The sequence below is a fragment of the Pseudomonas juntendi genome, assembly GCF_009932375.1.
Classification (GTDB): Bacteria; Pseudomonadota; Gammaproteobacteria; order Pseudomonadales; family Pseudomonadaceae; genus Aquipseudomonas; species Aquipseudomonas juntendi.
Genome location: NZ_BLJG01000044.1, coordinates 98,368 through 121,068, shown reverse-complemented (window position 1 = coordinate 121,068; position 22,701 = coordinate 98,368). Strand labels below are relative to the sequence as shown.

At 63.6% G+C, this 22,701-nt stretch carries 23 protein-coding genes; 8 read left to right on the top strand and 15 right to left on the bottom strand.

Annotation, left to right across the window (positions count from 1 at the left end; all coding sequences use genetic code 11):
• Window positions 1–208: 208 nt before the first annotated feature.
• Complete coding sequence (locus GYA94_RS06900; protein WP_009684756.1) at window positions 209–412, bottom strand: hypothetical protein; 204 nt, start codon at window positions 410–412, stop codon at window positions 209–211.
• 261 nt (window positions 413–673) lie between these two features.
• Between GYA94_RS06900 and GYA94_RS06895 the strand changes: the two genes are divergently transcribed.
• Both GYA94_RS06895 and GYA94_RS06890 read left to right on the top strand, forming a co-directional pair.
• Window positions 674–1,348 carry a heavy metal response regulator transcription factor gene (locus tag GYA94_RS06895; RefSeq protein ID WP_009684757.1) on the top strand — a complete coding sequence of 225 codons (675 nt, stop codon included), beginning with the start codon at window positions 674–676 and terminating at the stop codon, window positions 1,346–1,348.
• Window positions 1,345–2,727, top strand: a complete 1,383-nt coding sequence (locus GYA94_RS06890; protein ID WP_161892000.1) for a heavy metal sensor histidine kinase — start codon at window positions 1,345–1,347, stop codon at window positions 2,725–2,727. The genes GYA94_RS06895 and GYA94_RS06890 overlap by 4 nt, the downstream gene beginning before the upstream one ends.
• A gap of 46 nt (window positions 2,728–2,773) precedes the next feature.
• Here GYA94_RS06890 and pdxJ read toward each other — a convergent pair whose 3' ends face one another.
• The 10 genes from pdxJ to rpoE all read right to left on the bottom strand — a co-directional run bounded on the left by pdxJ (window position 2,774) and on the right by rpoE (window position 12,787).
• The gene (pdxJ, locus tag GYA94_RS06885; protein WP_232108691.1) at window positions 2,774–3,496 is read right to left on the bottom strand and encodes a pyridoxine 5'-phosphate synthase; all 723 of its coding nucleotides are present in this window, start codon (window positions 3,494–3,496) and stop codon (window positions 2,774–2,776) included.
• A gap of 61 nt (window positions 3,497–3,557) precedes the next feature.
• Window positions 3,558–4,241 (bottom strand): DNA repair protein RecO, encoded by a 684-nt coding sequence (gene recO, locus GYA94_RS06880; RefSeq protein WP_029886106.1) that lies wholly within the window; start codon window positions 4,239–4,241, stop codon window positions 3,558–3,560.
• Window positions 4,242–4,406: 165 nt separating this feature from the next.
• Window positions 4,407–5,309: a GTPase Era gene (gene era / locus GYA94_RS06875; RefSeq protein ID WP_003252061.1), complete on the bottom strand. Its 903-nt coding sequence runs from the start codon at window positions 5,307–5,309 to the stop codon at window positions 4,407–4,409.
• Window positions 5,302–5,991, bottom strand: coding sequence for a ribonuclease III (gene rnc / locus GYA94_RS06870; RefSeq protein WP_009684761.1), 690 nt, complete (start codon window positions 5,989–5,991; stop codon window positions 5,302–5,304). Before rnc ends, era begins: the two co-directional genes overlap by 8 nt.
• 163 nt (window positions 5,992–6,154) lie before the next feature.
• Window positions 6,155–7,009, bottom strand: coding sequence for a signal peptidase I (lepB, locus tag GYA94_RS06865; RefSeq protein ID WP_009684762.1), 855 nt, complete (start codon window positions 7,007–7,009; stop codon window positions 6,155–6,157).
• A 5-nt stretch (window positions 7,010–7,014) separates the two neighbouring features.
• Window positions 7,015–8,814 (bottom strand): translation elongation factor 4, encoded by a 1,800-nt coding sequence (gene lepA, locus GYA94_RS06860; protein WP_110675739.1) that lies wholly within the window; start codon window positions 8,812–8,814, stop codon window positions 7,015–7,017.
• Window positions 8,815–8,995: 181 nt separating this feature from the next.
• The gene (locus GYA94_RS06855) at window positions 8,996–10,429 is read right to left on the bottom strand and encodes a DegQ family serine endoprotease (protein ID WP_029886109.1); all 1,434 of its coding nucleotides are present in this window, start codon (window positions 10,427–10,429) and stop codon (window positions 8,996–8,998) included.
• 176 nt (window positions 10,430–10,605) lie between these two features.
• Window positions 10,606–11,571, bottom strand: a complete 966-nt coding sequence (locus GYA94_RS06850; protein ID WP_161891999.1) for a MucB/RseB C-terminal domain-containing protein — start codon at window positions 11,569–11,571, stop codon at window positions 10,606–10,608.
• Between the two features lie 12 nt (window positions 11,572–11,583).
• Window positions 11,584–12,174, bottom strand: a complete 591-nt coding sequence (locus GYA94_RS06845; RefSeq protein WP_029886111.1) for a sigma-E factor negative regulatory protein — start codon at window positions 12,172–12,174, stop codon at window positions 11,584–11,586.
• Between the two features lie 31 nt (window positions 12,175–12,205).
• Window positions 12,206–12,787 (bottom strand): RNA polymerase sigma factor RpoE/AlgU, encoded by a 582-nt coding sequence (rpoE, locus tag GYA94_RS06840; protein ID WP_003252049.1) that lies wholly within the window; start codon window positions 12,785–12,787, stop codon window positions 12,206–12,208.
• 432 nt (window positions 12,788–13,219) lie between these two features.
• Between rpoE and nadB the strand changes: the two genes are divergently transcribed.
• Complete coding sequence (nadB, locus tag GYA94_RS06835) at window positions 13,220–14,824, top strand: L-aspartate oxidase (protein ID WP_161891998.1); 1,605 nt, start codon at window positions 13,220–13,222, stop codon at window positions 14,822–14,824.
• On the opposite strand, the gene GYA94_RS06830 is transcribed toward nadB, so the two are convergent.
• Both GYA94_RS06830 and GYA94_RS06825 read right to left on the bottom strand, forming a co-directional pair.
• Window positions 14,811–15,275, bottom strand: a complete 465-nt coding sequence (locus GYA94_RS06830) for a protein YgfX (protein WP_161891997.1) — start codon at window positions 15,273–15,275, stop codon at window positions 14,811–14,813. The genes nadB and GYA94_RS06830 overlap by 14 nt on opposite strands.
• On the bottom strand, window positions 15,259–15,513 hold the full coding sequence (locus GYA94_RS06825; RefSeq protein WP_009684770.1) for an FAD assembly factor SdhE: 255 nt from the start codon (window positions 15,511–15,513) through the stop codon (window positions 15,259–15,261). Before GYA94_RS06825 ends, GYA94_RS06830 begins: the two co-directional genes overlap by 17 nt.
• A gap of 133 nt (window positions 15,514–15,646) precedes the next feature.
• On the opposite strand from GYA94_RS06825, the gene ygfZ reads away from it, so the two are divergent.
• Together ygfZ and GYA94_RS06815 are read left to right on the top strand one after the other, a co-directional pair.
• A complete protein-coding gene (gene ygfZ, locus GYA94_RS06820) occupies window positions 15,647–16,588 on the top strand; it encodes a CAF17-like 4Fe-4S cluster assembly/insertion protein YgfZ (RefSeq protein ID WP_054911944.1) in 942 nt (313 codons plus the stop codon).
• A gap of 55 nt (window positions 16,589–16,643) precedes the next feature.
• Window positions 16,644–17,450: an HDOD domain-containing protein gene (locus GYA94_RS06815; protein ID WP_009684772.1), complete on the top strand. Its 807-nt coding sequence runs from the start codon at window positions 16,644–16,646 to the stop codon at window positions 17,448–17,450.
• A 48-nt stretch (window positions 17,451–17,498) separates the two neighbouring features.
• Here the strand turns inward: GYA94_RS06815 and GYA94_RS06810 are convergent, their stop codons facing one another.
• Both GYA94_RS06810 and GYA94_RS06805 read right to left on the bottom strand, forming a co-directional pair.
• Window positions 17,499–18,878: a sensor histidine kinase gene (locus GYA94_RS06810; protein WP_009684773.1), complete on the bottom strand. Its 1,380-nt coding sequence runs from the start codon at window positions 18,876–18,878 to the stop codon at window positions 17,499–17,501.
• The gene (locus GYA94_RS06805; protein WP_009684774.1) at window positions 18,871–19,542 is read right to left on the bottom strand and encodes a response regulator; all 672 of its coding nucleotides are present in this window, start codon (window positions 19,540–19,542) and stop codon (window positions 18,871–18,873) included. The genes GYA94_RS06810 and GYA94_RS06805 overlap by 8 nt, the downstream gene beginning before the upstream one ends.
• Before the next feature lie 198 nt (window positions 19,543–19,740).
• Here GYA94_RS06805 and GYA94_RS06800 point away from each other — a divergent pair, with 198 nt between their 5' ends.
• The 3 genes from GYA94_RS06800 (at window position 19,741) to GYA94_RS06790 (ending at window position 22,698) form a co-directional block, all read left to right on the top strand.
• Complete coding sequence (locus tag GYA94_RS06800; RefSeq protein WP_009684775.1) at window positions 19,741–21,030, top strand: OprD family porin; 1,290 nt, start codon at window positions 19,741–19,743, stop codon at window positions 21,028–21,030.
• Window positions 21,031–21,075: 45 nt separating this feature from the next.
• A complete protein-coding gene (locus GYA94_RS06795; RefSeq protein ID WP_054912178.1) occupies window positions 21,076–22,056 on the top strand; it encodes a Bug family tripartite tricarboxylate transporter substrate binding protein in 981 nt (326 codons plus the stop codon).
• Window positions 22,057–22,239: 183 nt separating this feature from the next.
• Window positions 22,240–22,698, top strand: coding sequence for a tripartite tricarboxylate transporter TctB family protein (locus GYA94_RS06790; protein WP_054912179.1), 459 nt, complete (start codon window positions 22,240–22,242; stop codon window positions 22,696–22,698).
• The last annotated feature ends 3 nt before the right edge of the window (window positions 22,699–22,701 follow it).

The following is a 22,701-nucleotide window of genomic DNA, read 5'->3' as shown; positions in this document are numbered from 1 at the left end:
AAGTAATTCGGGGCCGCTTTGCGACCTTCGCGGGCACGCCCGCTCCCACAGGGGATCGCGCATTTCTTGAGTTCAGCACCCTGTGGGAGCGGGCGTGCCCGCGAAGGGCTGCAAAGCAGCCCCATTAACGCTTAACTGACAGGCATTACCCATGCGGGCGCCTGAAGACAGCGACGCCGGGGAGCAGTGCCGGCGCCGCTGTTGCGACTCAATCCTTGGCCACCTCACGGGCCTTCTCTTGCGCCTTGCGCTCGCGCTCGGCCACGGCCTGCTGCTTGTCGCCGTGCAGGCGCTGCTGGTCTTCGCGGAACGCTTGCCAGAACTGCCTGGAGCGCTCCGCACCGCCCTCGGCGTAGACACTGGCGCTGCCCAGGGCAAGGGTGGCCAACAGTAGATATTTGGTCAGGTTCATCGGGGTTGCCTCGTGGTAGCCGATCAGTCAGGCCATGGTCGCAGAGGCTGGCTAACAGCAAGGTGAGGCGCGGATTACAGTCCTGCAATGTGCCGGCGCAATCGCCATGCCGGCGCCGCAACGGACAGCCAGATAACACCCGCATTACAAATCCGTTATCTACGCCTCGGCCGCTAACGCATGCCGTAACATCCTGCGCCTTGACCCTGATGTCACTACAGGGTCGAGAATCGCCCCCTTTTCACCACACCGAGCCAACCCATGCGCCTACTGATCATCGAGGACGAGCTGCGTACCGCCGATTACCTGCAGCAAGGGCTGCGCGAAAACGGCTATGTGGTCGACTGCGCCCATACCGGCACCGACGGCCTGCACCTGGCACGCCAGCACCCGTACGACCTGGTCATCCTCGACGTCAACCTGCCCGAGCTCGATGGCTGGACCGTGCTTCAGCGCCTGCGTGCCGAATCGGCCACGCGCATCATGATGCTGACCGCCCATGGCCGCCTGGCCGACCGGGTAAAGGGCCTGGACCTGGGCGCCGATGACTACCTGCTCAAACCCTTTGAATTCCCTGAACTGCTGGCGCGCATTCGCAGCCTGCTACGCCGCAACGACCAGCAACTGCAACCCAGTACCCTGCGGGTCGCCGACCTTGAGCTGGACCCGGGCCGCCACCGCGCCTATCGCGCCGGGCAACGCATCGACCTGACCGCCAAGGAGTTCGCCCTGCTCCACCTGCTGATGCGCCAAACCGGTGAAGTGCTGTCGCGCACGCAGATCATCTCACTGGTATGGGACATGAATTTCGATTGCGACACCAATGTGGTGGAGGTCTCGATCCGGCGCCTGCGCGCCAAGATCGACGACCCGTTCGACACCAAACTGATCCATACCCTGCGCGGTGTCGGTTACGTGCTGGAGGCGCGTTTTTGAAGACTACCAGCCTCTCTTTGCGCCTGGGCCTTAGCGTCACGCTGATGGGCGCTGCGCTGGTGTTGTTGCTGGCCTGCCTGGCCGTGTTCGCCCTGGATCACGAGCTGGACAGCCGCGCACGCAAGGACCTGGCGCGCAAGATGCTGCAGGTCGAGCACAACCTGCGCGTCGATCTGCGCAGCGAGGACCTGGGCACCAGGGCCCACCCCCTGCTCGACCTGGTAATGGGCCACGACAACCTCAGCCTCAGCGTACTGGCGCAGGAAAGCCGCCACCCGCACCTGCTCAGCCTGGGGCCGGCACTGGACTCGCGCGTCGCTGAGCTGCCCACCGACGAACGCCTGGCCTTTCACGCCTGGCGCGACAGCAGCGGCAACCAGATCCTGACCGTCAGCCGGTTGATGCGCCTGCGTGACAACACCCCAGTCAAGGTGCTGATGTCGCTCAACCGCGCCGACGATAACGCCCTGTTGCAGGCCTACCTGCACTCAACCCTGCTGGCGCTGCCGCTGCTGCTGCTGCTGATTGGCGCGGGGGCCTGGTGGCTGATGCAGCGCGGCCTCAAGCCCCTGCGACATTTTCGGCGCATCGCTGGCCAGGTTTCGGCCCAGGACCTGCAGCATCGCCTGCCCGCCAGCGGCCTGCCACTGGAACTGGCTGAACTCGCGCGCAGCATCAACGTGATGCTCGACCGCCTTGACCAGGGTGTCAGCCAGCTCGCGCAGTTCTCCGACGACTTGGCGCACGAACTGCGTACCCCCTTGAGCAACCTGATGGGCAAGGCCCAGGTGACCCTGGCGCGCGAACGGGAGAACGCCAACTACCGGGAGGTGCTGGAAGACAGTATCGAGGAGCTGACCCGGCTCAACCGCATCATCAATGACATGCTGTTTCTTGCCCAGGTCAGCCAACCGCAAACCCAGGTGGCGCTCAAGCCCTTGGCGTTGGCCGACGAGACTGCCCGGGTAATCGAGCTGTTCGCCTTCAGTGCCGAGCTCAAAGGCGTAGCGCTGCGGGTGCAGGGTTGGGGCACGGCGTTGGGCGACCGGTTGATGGTTCAACGGGCGCTGTCGAACCTGTTGAGCAATGCCATACGGCACAGCCCTGAGGGTGAACCGGTCGACTTGCATATCCAGCGTACAGGCAACGAAATACGGCTATCTGTGCAGAACCGTGGCCCAGGCATCGCTGCGGCTGAGCAGCCACAGCTGTTCCAACGCTTTTACCGGGTGGGTTCGGGGCGCTCGCGGTTGGAGGGCGGGACCGGCTTGGGGCTGGCGATCGTCAAATCGATCATGCAACTGCACGGGGGGCGGGTTGAGGTGACCAGCAGCCCATTGGGGCCGACCCGCTTCACGCTGGTGTTTCCTGCCGAGTGATCGGCCGCCTGTACCCGCGAATAGGCTGGTACAGGCAACTGACAGATCAGCGCGAAGCCGCGACGATCAGGGCCTTCATCTCGGCCACAGCAGCCTTGAAGCCCACGAACAGGGCATGCGCCACCAATGCGTGGCCAATGTTCAGCTCATTGATACCCTTGATCGCCGCCACAGCCTCGACGTTGTGGTAATGCAGGCCATGGCCGGCATTGACGATCAGCCCCTGACCCACGCCAAACGCCACACCGTCGACAATGCGCCGCAGCTCATCGGCCACCTCGCCCGGGGTTTGCGCATCGGCATAGCGCCCGGTGTGCAGCTCGATGGCGGGAGCGCCGACCCGGCGTGAGGCCTCGATCTGCCGCTCGTCAGCATCGATGAACAGCGACACTTCGGCGCCAGTGCGCGCCAGGCGTTCGACCGCCGCCTTGATCCGTGCCTCCTGCCCCGCCACGTCCAGGCCACCTTCGGTGGTCAGCTCCTGACGGGTTTCAGGCACCAGGCAAATGTGCGCCGGGCGAATCTTCTCGGCAAAGGCCATCATCTCTTCGGTGACGCCCATTTCGAAGTTCATGCGCGTCTGCAGCACGTCCTTGAGCAGCACCACGTCGCGCTCCTGAATGTGCCGGCGATCTTCGCGCAGGTGCACGGTAATGCCGTCGGCGCCTGCTTCCTCGGCATCCAGGGCAGCCTTGACCGGGTCAGGGTAACGCGTGCCGCGGGCCTGGCGCAGGGTTGCCACGTGGTCGATGTTGACGCCAAGAAGCATGCGGTTGCTGTGAGTCACGAAAGGCTCTCCTGAAGATTGAGGCCCACAGCATACGTCGTGATCAGCGCTTGCGAAACAGTTCCCGGCTGACCAGTGGCTTGCCGCCCAGGTGAACGGCCAGGGCCTGGCGCATCAGGCGCTTGGCGGCGAGCAAGGCACCGTCCGCGCTCCAATCGGCTTGCGCCAGGGCCAGCAGCTCGGTGCCGCGGAACAAGCCAGGTTGCGCCAGCTCGACCCGTTCCAGGCCTGCGTCCACGCGCAAGCGGTACAGGCCATCGGCGGCAATGGGGTGGTCGTTGACGTCCTGGCTCAGGGAAAACGCGTAACCAAGCTCATCGAGCAGCCGCCATTCGAACGAACGCAGCAGCGGCTCCAGCGGACGCCCCTCGGCCAAGGCCTGCAGGGTGAGTGTGTAGTGCTCGAAAAGGGCCACGGATGGCGCCTCGGCAGGCAGCAGGCGCATCAGCAACTCGTTGAGGTACAGCCCGCTGAACAGTGCATCGCCATGCAACCAGGCGGCGATGCCGGCGCTGTCCATGCGACCGACATTCTTCAGCTCGCCACGCCCGCGCAGTTCGAGCTCCAGCGGCACGAACGGCCGTACCAGGCTGCCACCCTTGCCGCGCGCACGGCGCAGTACCGCGCGCATGCGGCCCTGCGGGGTGAAAAAGTCCACCAGCGCACTGGTTTCCTTGTAGGCGCGGCTGTGCAGCACATAGGCTGGCTGGCCGACAGGTTGTTCCATGGGAGATCACTCGTTCCCTGTAGCCAGGAAAACCGCACAGTGGGGCGGCTGTGCGGCCCATCGCCGGCAAGCCACACACCGACCGCTTCGCACCCAGGGCTTGTGCAGCACCTGTGGCAGCTGGCTTGCCAGCGATGGGCCGCACCGCGGCCCCAACAGTATTGCTTACAGGTCGCCGTAACCCAGTGAACGCAATGCGCGCTCATCGTCGGACCAGCCACCTTTCACCTTGACCCACAGGTTGAGCATGACCTTGGAGTCGAACAGCACTTCCATGTCTTTGCGCGCCTCGGAGCCGATGCGCTTGATGCGCTCGCCCTTGTCGCCAATGATGATCTTTTTCTGGCCATCGCGCTCAACCAGGATCAGCGCGTGGATGTGCAGCACGTGCCCCTGCTGCTTGAATTCCTCGATCTCCACGGTGATCTGGTAAGGCAACTCGGCCCCCAGCTGGCGCATGATCTTCTCGCGCACCAGTTCGGCCGCCAGGAAACGGCTGCTGCGGTCGGTGATCTGGTCTTCCGGGAAGAAGTGGTCATTTTCCGGCAGGTGCTTGGCGATCTGCGCTTCCAGCGCCTCGAGGTTATGGCCCTGCTGCGCAGAAATCGGCATCACCTCGGCGTTCGGCAATTGCTCCTGCAGCCATTGCAGGTGCGGAATCAGCTCGGCCTTCTCTTCCATGCGGTCGGTCTTGTTGACTGCGATGATCAGCGGCCCGGTCACGTACTGCACGCGCTCCAGCACCAGTTGGTCCTCGTCGGTCCACTTGGTACGGTCGACCACGAAGATCACCACGTCGACGTCTTTCAGGGCCGCCGAAGCATTGCGGTTCATGTAGCGGTTCAGGGCCTTGTCGTTGGCCTTGTGCATGCCAGGGGTATCGACGTAGATCGCCTGCACATCACCTTCGGTCTTGATGCCGAGCATGTTGTGGCGGGTGGTCTGCGGCTTGCGCGAGGTAATCGCCAGCTTCTGGCCGAGGATGTGGTTGAGCAGGGTCGACTTGCCCACGTTAGGGCGGCCGACAATGGCTACATAGCCGCAGCGGGTCGGGTTGCTATCAGTCATTGCCATTCTCCACGCCCAGGGCGATCAGTGCAGACGCAGCGGCAACTTGCTCGGCAATACGCCGGCTAACGCCTTGGCCACGGCTCTTGTTGTTCAGCAGCACCACTTCGCATTCGACGAAGAAGGTGCGGCAGTGCGGCTCGCCCTGGATATCCACCACTTCGTAACGCGGCAGCTCGCAGCTGCGCGACTGCAGGAACTCTTGCAGCCGGGTTTTCGGGTCCTTGTTGGTGTCGACCAGGGTCAGGCCCTCGAACTCATTGGCCAGCCAGGCCAGCACGCGCTCGCGGGCGGTTTCCATGTCGGCGTCCAGGTAAATGGCGCCAATCAGTGCTTCCAGCGCATCGGCAAGGATCGACTCGCGGCGAAAACCACCGCTCTTGAGCTCGCCGGACCCCAGGCGCAGGTACTCACCAAGGTCGAAGCCACGGGCCAGGCGGGCCAGGGTTTCGCCCTTGACCAGCCGCGCCCGCAGGCGCGACAGCTGGCCTTCGCGGGCCTGCGGAAAACGCTCGAACAGCGCTTCACCGGCGACGAAGTTGAGAATGGCGTCACCCAGGAACTCCAGGCGCTCGTTGTTGCGCCCGGCGTAACTGCGATGGGTCAGCGCCAGGAGCATCTGGTCCTGGTTCTTGAAGGTGTAGCCGAGCTTTCGCTCCAGACGGGCAAGGGAAGCACTCATGCGGCCACCCGTTGGTTATTTAACGCGTTGTTCAAATCAACATCCTGAAAGACTGTTTGGCTGTGGCCCGCCGCGCGATGTGCGGCGAATCTCCCGATCCCTGAGAACACAGCCTATGTCAGAAATGCATTCGGCGCTGTCTGCTGGACAGCGCCGATGGGTATCAATGGATCAAACCGACCCGCGACAGGTTGGGCAGGTGGCTGAGCTTGGGTTCCGGCCAGCTCATCCATACCGCGAAGGCCTTGCCGACGATGTTCCGGTCCGGAACCATGCCGTGCAGCTCCTTGGGAATGTTCGGGTCATCCCAGAAGCGGCTGTCGTTGGAGTTGTCGCGGTTGTCGCCCATCATGAAGTAGTGGCCTGCCGGCACGGTCCATTGCTGGTCCGGCGGCATGCGATAGCGGCTCATTTCCTTGCGGATCAGGTGTTCGGTCTCGCCCAGCTTTTCCTTGTACAGCGTGGCGCTGCCCAAGGTGCCCGGCTCGCTACCTACCAGCTGTTCGGCAACCGGCTGCCCGTTGACGAACAGGCGCTTGTCGTTGGTGTAACGCACCACGTCGCCTGGCAGGCCGACCACACGCTTGATGTAGTTGACGTTCGGGTCGCTCGGGTAACGGAACACCATGACGTCGCCGCGCTGCGGGTCACCCACCTCGATGACCTTCTTGTCGATCACCGGCAGGCGAATGCCATAGGAGAACTTGTTCACCAGGATGAAATCGCCCACTTCCAGAGTGGGTTTCATCGACCCCGAAGGGATCTGGAACGGCTCGACCAGGAACGAGCGCAGTACCAGTACGATGAACAGCACCGGGAAGAACGACTTGCCGTACTCGACCAGCAACGGTTCCTTGTTCAGGCGCTCGACCACCGCCATTTCAGGCTGGCTTACGCTGCCCTGATAGTTGGCAATTGCCGCACGCCGGCGCGGGGCCAGGAACAGCAAGTCGATCAAGCCCAGCAAACCGCAGACGAATACGGCAATGACCAGCAACAGCGGGAAATTTAGCGACATAGGACCTAGCTATCCAACCTGAGCACGGCGAGGAAGGCTTCCTGTGGAATTTCCACGTTGCCCACCTGTTTCATGCGTTTCTTACCGGCCTTCTGCTTCTCCAGCAGTTTCTTCTTACGGCTGACGTCACCACCGTAGCACTTGGCCAGTACGTTCTTTCTGAGCGCCTTGACGGTTGTCCGGGCAATGATCTGGCCGCCAATGGCTGCCTGGATCGCCACGTCGAACATCTGCCGAGGGATCAGTTCCTTCATCTTCTCGGTCAACGCACGGCCTTTGTAGGCCGCGTTGTCGCGGTGCACGATCAATGCCAGGGCATCGACCTTGTCGCCGTTGATCAGCACGTCCAGCTTGACCAGGTTGGCCGACTGGTAGCGATCAAAATGGTAATCCAGCGAAGCATAGCCGCGGCTGGTGGATTTGAGGCGGTCGAAGAAGTCCAGCACCACTTCGTTCATCGGCATGTCATAGCGCACCTGCACCTGGCTGCCGAGGAACTGCATGTCGCGCTGCACGCCACGCTTCTCGATGCACAAGGTGATCACGTTACCCAGGTGCTCCTGCGGCACCAGAATGGTCGCGGTCACGATCGGCTCGCGGAAGTCGGCCACGGCTGAAACATCCGGGAGCTTGGACGGGTTGTCGACGACAATAGTTTCGCCGGTTTTCAACTCCAGCTCGTAGATCACGCTGGGTGCGGTGGTGATCAGGTCCAGGTCGTACTCGCGCTCCAGGCGCTCCTGGATGATCTCCATGTGCAGCATGCCGAGGAAGCCGCAACGGAAACCGAAGCCCAGTGCATCGGAGCTTTCCGGCATGTACTGCAGCGACGAATCGTTCAGGGTGAGCTTCTGCAGGGCGTCGCGGAAGTCTTCGAAGTCGTCGGAGCTGACCGGGAACAGGCCTGCGTAGACCTGCGGCTGGATTTTCTTGAAGCCTGGCAGCACTTCGACCTCGGGGGTCGAGGACAAGGTCAGGGTGTCGCCTACCGGGGCACCGTGAATGTCCTTGATGCTGGCGATGATGAAGCCCACTTCACCGGCTTTCAGGTCGGCGGTCTGGGTGTGTTTCGGGGTGAACACCCCCACGCTGTCGACCAGGTGCACCTTGCCGGTGGACTTGACCAGGATCTTGTCGCCCTTCTTGACGCGCCCCTGGCGCACGCGCACCAGCGAGACCACACCCAGGTAGTTGTCGAACCAGGAATCGATGATCAGCGCTTGCAGCGGCGCATCGATTTCGCCCTCGGGTGCCGGGATCGAGTGCACCAGGCGCTCGAGCACCTCGTCCACGCCCATGCCGCTCTTGGCACTGCAGGCCACGGCGTCAGTGGCGTCGATACCGATGATTTTCTCGATTTCGTCCTTGACGCGGTCCGGGTCGGCCTGGGGCAGGTCCATCTTGTTGAGGACCGGCATGACCTCCAGGCCCTGCTCGATGGCGGTGTAGCAGTTGGCTACCGACTGGGCCTCTACACCCTGGCCGGCGTCGACCACCAGCAGTGCGCCTTCACAGGCTGCCAGCGAGCGCGAGACTTCGTAGGTGAAGTCGACGTGGCCGGGGGTGTCGATGAAGTTCAGCTGGTAGATCTTGCCGTCCTGCGCCTTGTAGTGCAGCGTGACGCTGTGGGCCTTGATGGTAATACCGCGTTCGCGCTCCAGGTCCATGGAGTCCAGTACCTGGGCTTCCATTTCGCGAGCCGTCAGGCCACCGCACATCTGGATGAAACGGTCGGCCAGCGTCGACTTGCCATGGTCGATGTGGGCGATGATGGAGAAATTGCGGATATGACTCAAATCACTCACGGGTCAACACTCGAAAAGGCTGCGAGCCGGACGCCCGCCGAAAAATAGCCGGGCATTGTACCTTAAGCTGTTCGCAGATGGGAGATTCCTCTGCCCGACTGTACACAACTACCCGTCAGTCAATTGTGAATATTCATGAAAAAGGGCAGCCGAAGCTGCCCTTTTCGCCCCACCTGGCCGCTTATTCAGCGAGCTTGAAGGTGATGAAGCTGGCACGGCCCTGACGCAGCACGCGCATCGACACCGAGCGGTTCTTCGGCAGTTCCTTGGCGATTTCGGTGAATTCCTTGGCCGAGCCGATGGCCTGGTTGTTCAGGTGGCTGATGACGTCACCCGGGCGCAGGCCGATGAGCGCTGCCGGGCCATCCTGGACTTCCTTGATCACCACGCCGCCCTTGAGCTCGAGGGATTTTTTCTGCTCGGCGGTCAGGTCGGCGACCGCGACACCCAGGCGGTTGCTGCTGCGCTCGGTGCTGCCGTCGGCACCGGCGGTGATGTCGGCGTCGTCGTCCGGCATGGCGCCCACGGCCACGTCCAGGGTCTGGCGCTTGCCGTTGCGGATGATTTCCAGCTTGGCTTTTTCGCCATCCTTGAGGCTGCCGACCAGGTGCGGCAGGTCGGCCGACATGACGATCGGCTGGCCGTTCATGCTCAGGATCACGTCACCCACCTGCAAGCCACCCTTGGCGGCCGGGCCGTTTTCCAGCACCTGGGCTACCAGGGCGCCGGCCGGCTTGTCGAGGCCGAAGGATTCGGCCAGGTCCTTGTTGACCTCCTGAATCACCACGCCCAGCCAGCCGCGGCTGACTTTGCCGTCTTTCTTCAACTGGTTGGAAACGTCGAGCGCCACATCGATCGGGATGGCGAACGACAGGCCCATGAAGCCGCCCGAACGGGTGAAGATCTGCGAGTTGATACCCACCACTTCGCCCTTCATGTTGAACAGCGGACCACCGGAGTTACCCGGGTTGATGGCCACGTCGGTCTGGATGAACGGCACATAGGTATCGTTGGGCAGGGTGCGGCCCTTGGCGCTGACGATGCCCTTGGTCACCGAATGGTCGAAGCCGAACGGCGAACCGATGGCCAATACCCACTCGCCCACCTTGAGCTTCTCGGAGTCACCCAGTTTCACGGTGGGCAGGTTCTTGCCATCAACCTTGAGCAAGGCCACGTCGGTACGGGGATCGGTGCCGATCAGCTTGGCCTGCAGCTCACTGCGGTCCGACAGGCGGACGATGATCTCGTCGGCATCGGCGACCACATGGTTGTTGGTCAACACATAGCCATCGCTGGAAATGATGAAGCCAGAGCCCAGCGACATGGCCTCACGCTGGCGATCGCCACGGGGCGAGCGCGGCTGTTGCGGCATGTTGCGCTCGAAGAATTCGCGGAACATCGGCGGCAGGCCTTCCAGGTCCGGCATCTGGCCCTGGGCGACGCGGCGGTCCGGCAGCTTCTGCTTGGTGCTGATGTTGACCACCGCGGGCGAGGCCTGCTCGACCAGCGTGGTGAAGTCCGGCAGGGCTTCGTCGGCCTGGGCGGTGAGCGCCTGGCCGAGCATCAGCACGGTGGCGACCATCATTAGGTAGGATTTCAAGCGTGGTATTGACATACGGCTCCCGTCACAACGAGCGGTAGTTAGAAAGGCCCCTGCACAAAACAGGAAAGGCCAGGCTCCTGAAAGCCTGACCTATAGAAAATTTGCCGCAGGATTGCAAATGACAATGCTTTAATTTCATTTCAGGCCCATGCCCGGCTGCCTTTGGCACGGCCCGCAAACGGGCGCCATTACTGGCGTGCCTGGGCATCCTGAGGTCGCATGGACAGGGCAACACGCTCTGCCGTACCCAGGGGGATTTCACCGACGACCGTCACCATGACCTTGCCCTTGGGCGTATTCAGACGACGCGAAACCGCCGACGTCGGCCCAAGCTGGGTGCGCACATCGTTACCGCCGTCATCCTTGACCGGCTCGAGAAACACCGAGAAGCGCGCCAGGCCATCGTCGTACATCAGGCTACTGACCGAGCTGCCAAGCTTGGGGTCGCGGTGCACGGTGCTGCTGACCAGTTCGAAGCCCGGCGGCAACCAGTCCGAACGCCAGGCGGCGATGTTGTCATTGCTGACCGAGGCCACATGCTGCACAGGCTTGCAGGCGGCGCTTGGCTGCAGGTCACTGTCGCTGGGCAGGTCATCGGTATCGAGACGGGTCATCTGGAAGCGTTCCAGCAACTGCCCCTTGTCGTTGAGCATCAAGGAGCGCAGCGGCAGGCCGGTCTTGCGGTCCAGGTGCAATTCGAAGGCATAGCGGTGCTGGTCGCGCGGCGTGAGCGTCACAATCACCGCGTCACGCCCGGCCACGCGAGACTTGCCCGCCACGCTCAGGTCGTACCAACCCATGAGCTTCAGGGGATCAAGCACACGCGGTGCAGTATCTGGAGGGCTGGTAACCCCGCTGGCCAAGGCGCCGCTGACACACGCCACCTTGCCATCCACGCGCACGATTTCCTCGGCAGCGCCGTCGAGCTGCAATAGCCGCTCGCTGACCTTGCCGCCCTCTACCCTGTGCCAGATATCGTGGGAAGAAAAACTACCGTTGCGTTCGTAGACGAAAGCGCCTTGGTAGCTCTGTTTTTGCTCGGCCTGTGCCAGCTTGTTCAGCCATTCACTCGCCTCGGGCGAAGAATTGGCTGCCAACGCTGGCACCGTCATGCAGCTGCCAACCAGCAGCGTCAGGAGAGGTAGCGCGCGCATGAGCCTCCTTACTTAACGGTTTTCCAGGCTGGCAGCGCGGGCATACGGCAGTGCAGTTTCAGTACCCTTGAGCGCAGACTCCTGAGCATGCTGGCGCAGGTAACCTGGCAGACGCTGGTCCCAGCCGGCCTGGTTCTGCAGCACACCGTTGGCCATTGGCCCAGTCGGTTGCTCGCTGCTCTCGGTGTAACCTGCCAATACTGCAGGGCCCTGCGCTTGTGGCACGCTCACGCCCTGCTGGACCGGCTGCTGGGCAGCCAGCTCGGCACCGGTGATCTCGTCCTGGTTGTACATGCGCACACCCGCCAGCACGGCCACGGTGACCGAAGCAGCCACAGCCAGGCGGCCGATGCTGCGCCACGGGCCCTTGTTGACCTTGGCCGGCACGGCTTCATCGGCCAGCGCCGCAGACACCGCCGAGGCGATATCCAGGTTGGGCAGCAGCAACTCCTTGTGCATGGCTGCGCGGGCTACCTGGTAACGGGACCAGGTGGCACGGGTTTCGGCTTCGTCGACGGCGTTCAACACCCGACGCAATTCCAGTTCGTCCGCTTCGTTATCCATTACCGCGGACAGCGATTCCTGCAAAGCTTCACGACTCATGGCGGTTCCTCTCTTGGCTGTCGCCGCTGTCTCAGGTTTCCTGCAACAACGGTTGCAGGGCTTTGTCTATGGCCTCCCGAGCGCGGAAGATTCGAGAGCGCACGGTACCCACCGGACATTGCATGACACTGGCAATGTCTTCGTAACTCAGGCCATCGAACTCACGCAGGGTAAGCGCCGTGCGCAGGTCTTCGGGCAGTTGCTGGATGGTGCGATGGACGGTGCCTTCGATCTCATCCCGCAACAACGAGCGCTCTGGAGACTCAAGATCCTTGAGGCCATGATCGCCGTCGTAAAACTCCGCATCCTCGGAGCTGACATCGCTGTCTGGCGGCCGTCTTCCACGGGACACCAGGTAGTTCTTCGCCGTGTTGATGGCGATGCGGTACAGCCACGTGTAAAACGCACTGTCGCCGCGGAAATTGCCAAGTGCACGGTAGGCCTTGATAAAGGCTTCCTGCGCAACATCCTGGGCCTCGTGGGTATCGTGAACGAACCGCACGATCAACCCGAGAATCTTGTGCTGATACTTCAGCACCAACAGATCGAACGCTCGCCTGTCGCCGCGCTGCACGCGCTCGACAAGTTGCTGATCCTCTTCCTGGGTTAGCATGAACACTCCTCAGTGAACTCGAAGGAGCGTTGCAACAGCCATCGCTCAGGCTTGCAACCATAGACTCGGGCTTTTCGCAAAAGTTCTCCCCTCCAAGCAAGTTTCCTGCAGCCCTTGGTCGGCTTGCACGGAAGACGAGGCACGGTCATCGCCGGCTTCGTCGATAATCAGGTTACGTGTACGCAGGGACAGCCGGGACAGGCCTGCCGCCCTGCGTCGCCGCGGCAATTTGTGGCGTGCGGGCAACCTTCATAGGATTTCCGGCCATGTCGGAAAGTTCCCACAAAGGTTGGCCACGCTGGCAGCTGGCATGGAAATTGGCCACCGGGGGCTGCTATAAAGGCAGCCCGGTCGAGCGAACAATAGTTTCACTATGCCACCTGCGCGTGGCTATTGTGCCGCGCCCCCTCCAAAGATTACTAGTGTCCCGACATGAGCCAACAATTCCAACATGATGTCCTGGTGATCGGCAGCGGTGCCGCCGGTCTCAGCCTGGCACTCAACCTCCCCAGCCACCTGCGCATCGCCGTGCTGAGCAAGGGCGACCTGGCCAATGGCTCTACCTTCTGGGCCCAGGGCGGTGTCGCTGCGGTGCTGGACAATACCGACACAGTGCAGTCGCATGTGGAGGATACCCTCAATGCCGGCGGCGGCCTGTGCCATGAAGACGCCGTACGCTTCACGGTCGAACACAGCCGCGAAGCCATACAGTGGCTGATCGAGCAAGGCGTACCGTTTACCCGCGACGAGCAGTACAGCGTCGACGATGGCGGCTTCGAGTTCCACCTTACCCGTGAGGGCGGCCATAGCCACCGGCGAATCATCCACGCCGCCGATGCGACCGGTGCCGCCATTTTCACCACGCTGCTCAAGCAGGCCCGCTCGCGCCCGAATATCGAGCTGCTGGAACAGCGCGTGGCAGTCGACCTGATCACCGAGCGGCGCCTGGGCCTGCCCGGCGAGCGCTGCCTGGGCGCCTATGTGCTCAACCGCAACAGTGGCGAGGTCGACACCTTCGGGGCACGCTTCACCGTGCTGGCCACTGGCGGCGCGGCCAAGGTCTACCTCTACACCAGCAACCCCGACGGCGCGTGTGGCGACGGCATTGCCATGGCCTGGCGGGCCGGTTGCCGGGTGGCGAACCTGGAGTTCAACCAGTTCCACCCGACCTGCCTGTATCACCCGCAGGCCAAGAGCTTTCTGATCACCGAGGCCCTGCGTGGCGAGGGCGCCCTGCTGCGCCTGCCCAATGGCGAGCGTTTCATGCCACGTTTCGACCCGCGCGAGGAACTGGCGCCCCGCGATATCGTCGCCCGCGCCATCGACCACGAAATGAAGCGCCTGGGTGTGGACTGCGTGTACCTGGACATCACCCACAAGCCAGCCGAATTCATCAAGGGCCACTTCCCCACCGTGTACGAGCGGTGCCTGGCGTTTGGCATCGACATCACCCGCCAGCCGATTCCGGTGGTGCCTGCCGCGCACTACACCTGCGGCGGGGTAATGGTCGACGACCGCGGCCACACCGATGTGCCGGGTTTGTACGCGATTGGCGAAACCAGTTTCACGGGCCTGCATGGCGCCAACCGCATGGCCAGCAACTCACTGCTGGAGTGCTTTGTGTATGGCCGCGCCGCGGCTGCCGACATCGAGGCCAACCTGCAGCAGGTGAGCATGCCAAGGGCTCTGCCGGGTTGGGACGCCAGCCAGGTGACCGATTCGGACGAGGACGTGATCATCGCGCACAACTGGGACGAGTTGCGGCGGTTCATGTGGGACTACGTGGGTATCGTGCGCACCAGCAAGCGCCTGCAGCGGGCGCAGCACCGCATTCGGTTGCTGCTGGATGAAATCGACGAGTTCTACAGTAACTACAAGGTCAGCCGCGACCTGATCGAACTGCGCAACCTGGCACAGGTGGCCGAGCTGATGATCCTGTCGGCGATGCAGCGCAAGGAGAGCCGCGGCTTGCATTACACCCTGGACTACCCGGGCATGCTGGACGAAGCAAAGGACACGGTACTCAGCCCGACCTGAGCGCTGCAGCGCCCCAGCGCCGCCGGCTGAATTTCAACCGCACCCGCAACCGCCGATGCTCATCCGCGCCCAGGGCATCCGGCGGTACACACTGGCTTTGCCCCAACCAGCGCCCGGCGCGCTCAAAGCGCACCACCACCAACCCAGGCAGGGCCATGCTGTCCCGGCACAGCCGCACCGGCTGCCAGCCACCACCACGGGTGTACACCTGCCAGCCGCGCACATCATGGCGCAAGCCGGTAACGGCCTGTTCATGGGTCAACAGAATACGGCGGGGAAGCGCCCAGGCAGCGTGGGCAAGGCAGGCAATGATGAGGGTAAACGCCAGCCAGGCTGGCAGCGCGCTTGCCCACGCGGCGAGCCAGGCTACCCCCTGGCATGCCAGGTAGGCCGCCAGCAGCCGGCGCGAGCCCTGCCAGCGGCACTCATAACACTCACTTGGGCTGGACACGGTCCAGAATGATGCGAACCATGCGCTGCAGCTCCGGGTCTTCAGACTCGGTGCGCTCCATGAACCAGCCGAACATGTCCTGATCCTCGCAGCTCAACAGGCGCACGTACAGTTCGCGGTCGGCCTCGTTGAGGGTGGGGTAGACTTCCTGGGTGAAAGGCACCAGCAGCACGTCCAGTTCCAGCATGCCGCGGCGGCTGTGCCAGAACAGCCGGTTGAGTTCAGTTTGTTCGACCATGGGGCCCTCCTCGAATGGCCCGCCAGTATACAGCCAGGCGAGCGCAGCGGCACCGGGCGTTGGTCTACTCACCTACCTATTTTGTTACCGGCGTTCTATGATGGCCGCCAGTCTTTAGCCACCGCGATGACCCATGGCCGATTCCGCTTTCTTCTGCCCCCTGTCCCACGAGGGCATCCTCGCCGTCCGCGGCTCCGATGCAGGCAAGTTCCTGCAAGGCCAGCTGACCTGCAACATCAACTATCTCAGCCAGGAACATGCCGGCCTCGGCGCCCGCTGCATGGTCAAGGGGCGCATGCAGTCGAGCTTCCGTATCCTGCCCGAAGGCAACGGCTACCTGCTGGCCATGGCCAGCGAGCTGCTCGAGGCGCAATTGGCCGACCTGAAAAAGTACGCCGTGTTTTCAAAGGCCACGCTCACCGATGAGAGCAGCGCCTGGGCACGCTTCGGCCTGCAAGGGGGCGAAGCGGCACTGCAAGCACTGGGGATCGACCTGCCCAGCGCCGCGGGCAGCACCGTGCGCCAGGCCGGGCTGATCGCGATCACCGTGTCCGCCGGCCGCGTAGAGCTGTGGGTAGCGGCGGACAACGCCGAGCCCGTGCGCCAGGCCCTCGCCGCCGCCCTGCCCGAAGGCAGCCTCAACGACTGGCTGCTCGGCCAGGTCCGCGCCGGCATCGGTCAGGTCATGGGGCCGACCCGCGAGCTGTTCATTCCCCAGATGATCAACCTGCAAGCCGTCGATGGCGTCAGCTTCAAGAAGGGCTGCTACACCGGCCAGGAAATCGTCGCGCGCATGCAGTACCTGGGCAAGCTCAAGCGCCGTCAGTACCGCCTGGCGCTGGACCAGGCCGCCGTTCCGGCGCCGGGGGCGGAAATCTTCTCGCCCACCCACGGCTCGTCGGTCGGTGAAGTGGTGCTGGCCGCCAGCAACGGTGCCGGCTGCGAATTGCTCGCCGTGCTGAGTGCCGAGGCGGTAGAGGACGACAACCTGCACCTGGGCAGCCTGGAAGGCCCGCGCCTGCAGGTGCTGACCCTGCCTTACGAACTGGACCGCGACCGGGAAATCCAGCGCTGACCAGCCTGCCCCGCCCGCGTGGCGGGGCCGCACCACCACTGCGGTAGACACGCCCATGAACAAGCTGGCCGAGATGGTTCAAGCACAGTTGCTCGATGCCATCGAAAAGGATGACCTGGTCCTGCCGACCCTGCCCGAAGTTGCCTTGAGCATCCGTGAGGCGGCAGAAGACAGCGAGATCAGCGTAGCGGCCCTGAGCAAGGTGATCGGCCGTGATGCGGCGCTTTCGGCGCGCCTGATCAAGGTCGTCAACAGCCCACTGCTGCGCGCGGCGGTAGAAGTGACCGACCTGCACACCGCCATCACGCGGCTGGGCATCAACTACAGCTGCAACCTCGCCATCGGCCTGGTCATCGAGCAGATTTTCCACGCCCGCTCGTCGGCCGTGGAACAAAAATTGCGGGAAATCTGGGCCAACAGCCTGGAAGTGGCGGGCATCAGTTACGAAATCACGCGCCGCTACACCCAGCTCAAACCTGAGCAGGCAACACTGGGTGGGCTGGTCAACCAGATTGGCGCGCTGCCCGTGCTGATCTATGCCGAAGAGCACAACGAACTGCTGTCCGACCCGGTGTGCCTGCATTATGTGATCGAGCAGATCCAGCCGGCGCTGGGTGACAAGATTCTCAAGGCGTGGGAGTTTCCGGAGCAATTGGTCAACCTGCCCTCGCAGGTTCAGGACCTGGACCGCCAGACTGACAAGGTCGACTACATCGACATCGTGCAGATCGCGCGTTGCATCAGCCAACGTGGGCGCCAGCGGCCGTTGGCGGCGCTGCCGGCGTACCGCCACCTGGGCTTGCCGTTCGGTACCGAGCTTGAGGTGGAAGAGCTGCTTGAGGCGCGGAGCATGTTGCGCTGACCCGCTCAAACCTGCGCTGGCCGGCGGTGGGCCAGCACAGGCACCGCGTCAGTCCGCGATAAAACTCACCCGTACCCGCAACCCGCCCTTCGCGCCATCATGCAGGCTCACCTGCGCCAGGTGCGCCCGGCAGATCTCGCCCACGATGGCCAGCCCCAACCCGCTGCCCTGCGCACTGCGCCGGTAGAACCGCTCGAAGACCCGCTCGCGCTCAGCCTCGGGAATGCCCGGCCCGTCGTCTTCCACTTCCAGCACGGCCGGGGCCAGCACGCGAATGATCACATTGCCGCCCTGCGGTGTATGCGCCAGGGCATTGTCCACCAGGTTGCTCAACAGCTCGTTGAGCAACGTCGGCTCGCCCTTCAGCCAGACCGGCGCCTCGGCCTCCAGCGCCAGCGCAACGCCGCGCTTGTGCGCCAGGGGCGCCATGGCCATGCCCAGCTCCCGGGCCAGTTGGCTCAAGTCCAGGCGCTGCGCACCGCCCTCGGCAATCGCCCGCGCGCCGTTCTCCACCCGTGCCAATGACAGCAACTGGTTGGCCAGGTGGGTCAACCTGTCGGTGCCCTGGGCGGCAGACTCCAACGTTTCCCGCCACGCCTGCGGCTCTGGCGAGCGCAGGCCCAACTCGACGCGCGCCTTCAAGGCCGCCAGCGGCGTGCGCAGTTCGTGCGCGGCATCGGCAATGAACTGCGCCTGGCGCTCGAACTGCCCACGCAGGCGTTCAGTGAAATGGTTCAAGGCACGCACCAATGGGCCCAACTCACGCTGCACCTGCACCACCGGCAGCGCCCGCAGGTCGTCGGGCTGGCGCTCCTCCACCGCTGTGCGCAGGCGCTCCAGCGGCCGCAGCGCCGCACTGACGGCGAACCACACCATCACCAGCGCCGCCAGCGCCAGCATGCCCAGGCGCAGCAAGGTATCGGCCATCAAGCCGCGGGCCATGCTCACCCGCGCCTCCTCGGTCTCGGCCACCCGGATTTCCGCCATGCCATTCATGTTCGGCTCGCTCACCGCCTTGAGCAAACTGACCACGCGCACGTCCTGGCCCAGGTAGGTGGCGTTGTAGAACCGCGCCAGCGCCGGGTAATCGTCGGTGCGGGGTGTGCCTGGCGGCGGTGGCGGCAGGTTCTCGTAACCGGAAATCAGCCGCTGCTGGATATCGAGCACGGTGTAGTAAATGCGCCCGGCGCTGTCGTAGGCGAAGGTGTCCAGCGCCACGTAAGGCACGTCGGCGCTCAGCGAGCCATCGCGCTGCGACAGCCCCGCGGCGATGGTCCGTGCCGAGGCCAGCAGGGTACGGTCGTAGGCGGTATCGGCAGCCTCGCGACCATTCCAGTAGGCGCTCAGGCCGCTGGCCAGCATCAGCACCACCAGCAGCAACGCCAGGTTGCCCATCAAGCGCCCGCGCAGGCTGCCATTGTCACGCATCGCGATGCTCTAGCAGGTAGCCCAGGCCGCGGAAGGTGACGATGGCTACCGGCTGGCCGTCGAGCTTCTTGCGCAAGCGGTGGATGTAGATTTCGATGGCATCGGGGCTGGCCTCCTCGTCCAGGCCGAAGACCTGGGCGGCCAGCTGCTCCTTGCTCATCACCCGGCCCGGGCGGGCGATCAGCGCCTCCAGCACACTCTGCTCACGGGAGGTCAGGGTCAGGTTGTCGTCGCCAAGGGCAAAACGCCGGGTATCGAGGTCGTACACCAACGGCCCGCAGCGCTGCTGGCGCTCCCCACCGAGCACGCTGCGCCGCAGCAGGGCTTTGACCCGGGCTTCCAGCTCGGTCAGCTCGAACGGCTTGGCCAGGTAGTCATCGGCCCCCAGGTTCAGGCCGTGGACCCGGTCCTTGACGTCGCTGCGGGCGGTCAGCATCAACACCGGCAGGGTCTTGCCGCGCCCACGCAAACGCGCCAGCACTTCAAAGCCATCCATGCGCGGCAAGCCGACATCCAGCACGGCCACTGCGTATTCTTCGCTGGCCAGAGCCAGGTCGGCGGCCACGCCGTCATGCAGCACATCCACGGTCAGGCCCAGGCTTTTCAAGGCCAAGGCCACGCTTTCGGCCAGTTGCAGGTGGTCTTCGACCAGCAGCACACGCATCGGTTTCTCCCTCTCGGCTGGGGCAATGGCGCGGAGTGTACCGCTGTCGCCGGGCCTGTGAAGCCCCTTGTGGCAACCTTTCAGGTTGAAAGGTTAGCGAAAGGTTCGTTGCCTAGCATCGCCCTACGGTCGCGCCTCGCACCGAAAAAAGCACCAGCAAGGTGCAACGAATAAGAACAATAAACGGAGTCACCGACGATGCTGTCAGCACAGCCGCAGGCGTTTGCGCCTACCCGTTCCTTTGCCTCACGCCCCAGCACCCTCGCCAGCGCCCTGGCGCTCGCCGGTGTCGCCCCGCTGAGCCAGGCCGCCTTCTTCGAAGACAGCACGGCCACCTTCGAAACCCGCAACATGTACTTCAACCGCGATTTCCGCGACGGCACCAGCGCGCAACAATCCAAGCGCGATGAATGGGCCCAGGGCTTCATGCTCAACTTCGAGTCCGGCTACACCGATGGCACCGTAGGCTTCGGCGTGGACGCGCTGGGCATGCTCGGTATCAAGCTCGACTCCAGCCCGGACCGCACCGATACCGGCCTGCTGCCGACCCACGATGACGGCAAGGCTGCCGACGAGTATTCCAAGCTGGGCCTGACCGGCAAGGTCAAGGTCTCCCAGACCGAACTGAAGATCGGCACGCTGATCCCCGAGCTGCCGACCCTGCAACCGAACGACGGCCGCATCCTGCCGCAAACCTTCGAAGGCGGCCTGCTCACCTCGAAGGAAATAAAGGGCCTGACGTTCACTGGCGGGCGCCTGGACAAAGCCAAGGACCGTAACGACACCAATTGGGAAGATCTGGCCCTGAACAACAAAAATGGCCGCTTCGGTGGTTCGTTCAGCGCCGATCACCTGGCCCTGGGTGGGCTCGACTACCAGTTCACCGACCGTATCACCGGCAGCTATCACTTCGCCCAGCTCGACGATATCTACCGCCAGCACTTCATCGGCATGGTCGCCACCCAGCCGTGGGGCCCAGGCACCCTCGGTGCCGACCTGCGCCTGGCCATCAGCGACGACGCCGGTGCCGCCAAGGCCGGCAACATCGACAACACCACGTTCAACGGCATGCTCAGCTACGCCCTGGGTGGGCACAAGGTCAGTGGCGCGTGGCAGCAATTGTCGGGCGACAGCGCGTTCCCTTATGTGGATGGCGCCGACCCCTACCTGGTCAACTTCGTGCAGATCAACGACTTCGCAGGCAAGGACGAGCGCTCCTGGCAGGCGCGCTACGACTACAACTTCGCCGCCCTGGGCGTGCCCGGCCTGACCTTCATGACCCGCTACATCAGCGGCGATAATGTCAGTCGCGCCGCCGGTGGCGAAGGCAAAGAGTGGGAACGCGACACCGAAATGAAGTACGTCGTACAAAGCGGCCCGTTGAAGAACGTGGCCGTGCGTTTGCGCAACGCCACATTCCGCTCCAACCTCGCCCGCGATGCCGACGAAGTGCGGCTGCTGGTGAGCTACAGCGTGGCGCTGTGGTAAGCCGCTAGCCTAACCCGATAACAACAACATTCACGGAGATCGACGATGACCTTTTCACTGCGCCGCCTCGTCCTCGCTACCGGCTGCCTGCTGTTGGCCGGCAACGCCCTCGCTGCCGAACCGAAACGCCCCGAATGTATCGCCCCCGCCTCGCCGGGCGGCGGTTTCGACCTGACCTGCAAGCTGGTGCAAAGCGCCCTGGTGCAGGAAAAGATCCTCAGCAAGCCCATGCGCGTCACCTACATGCCCGGCGGTGTCGGCGCGGTGGCGTACAACGCCGTGGTCGCCCAACGCCCGGCTGACGCCGGCACACTGGTGGCCTGGTCCAGCGGTTCGTTGCTGAACCTGGCCCAGGGCAAGTTCGGCCGCTTCGACGAAAACGCCGTGAAATGGCTGGCCGCAGTCGGCACCAGCTACGGCGCCATCGCGGTGAAGAGCGACTCGCCCTACAAGACCCTCGACGACCTGGTCGCAGCACTGAAAAAAGACCCGAGCAAAGTGGTGATCGGCTCTGGCGGCACCGTCGGCAGCCAGGACTGGATGCAGACCGCCCTGATCGCCAAGGCCGCCGGGATCAACCCGCGCGACCTGCGCTACGTGGCCCTGGAAGGCGGCGGCGAAATTGCCACGGCCCTGCTGGGCGGCCACATCCAGGTGGGCTCGACCGACATTTCAGACTCCATGCCGCACATTCAGAGCGGCAACATGCGCATCCTCGCGGTGTTCTCGGAAAACCGCCTGGACGAGCCGGAGATGAAAGACATCCCGACTGCCAAGGAGCAGGGTTATGACATCGTCTGGCCGGTGGTGCGCGGTTTCTACCTGGGGCCAAAGGTCAGCGACGAGGATTACGCCTGGTGGAAGCAGTCGTTCGACAAGATGCTGGCTTCGGAAGACTTCGCCAAACTGCGTGACCAGCGCGAGCTGTTCCCGTTCGCCATGACCGGCGAAGAACTGGACGGCTATGTGAAGAAGCAAGTGGCTGACTACAAGACGCTGGCCAAGGAATTTGGCCTGATCCAGTAAGCCTGCCGGATCCACCACCCTCCCTGTGTAGGAGCGGCCTTGCGTCGCGATCGGCCGCTAAGCGGCCCCTGGAAATGCCTTGCGATGCTGCAGACAGATCGCAGTGGCAGGCTTTGCGGGCGCTTCGCGGCCCGATCGCGACGCAAGGCCGCTCCTACAAGCGATCCCAACGAGGATTTTTTCATGATCCTGCAACGCATCTTCGCCCTGGTCTTGCTGGCGGTGTGCGCCGTGCTTGCCGTAATGGCCTGGCCCTACCAGGCGGCGTTTTCCTACGAGCCGGTGGGCCCGCGTGCCTACCCACTGCTGATGCTCGGCCTGATGGGCCTGGGCCTGCTGTACCTGGCTATCCGCCCGACCCCGATCGTGCGCAAGGACGACGAACCAGAACTGGACCGCGCAACCTTGATCAAGATCGCCGCGTGTGTCGGCCTGCTGCTGGTTTTCGCCGCCACCTTCGAACCCCTGGGCTTCATTCTCAGTGCCATCCTGGTAGGCCTGCCCATGGCGCGCCTGTACGGCGGCCGCTGGCTGCACAGCGCCATCGTGGTGGTGGGCATGAGCCTGTTCCTCTACTGGCTGTTCGACCGCGTGATGGACGTGCCACTGCCCCTTGGCCTGCTGAGCGTACTGGAGAACTGACAC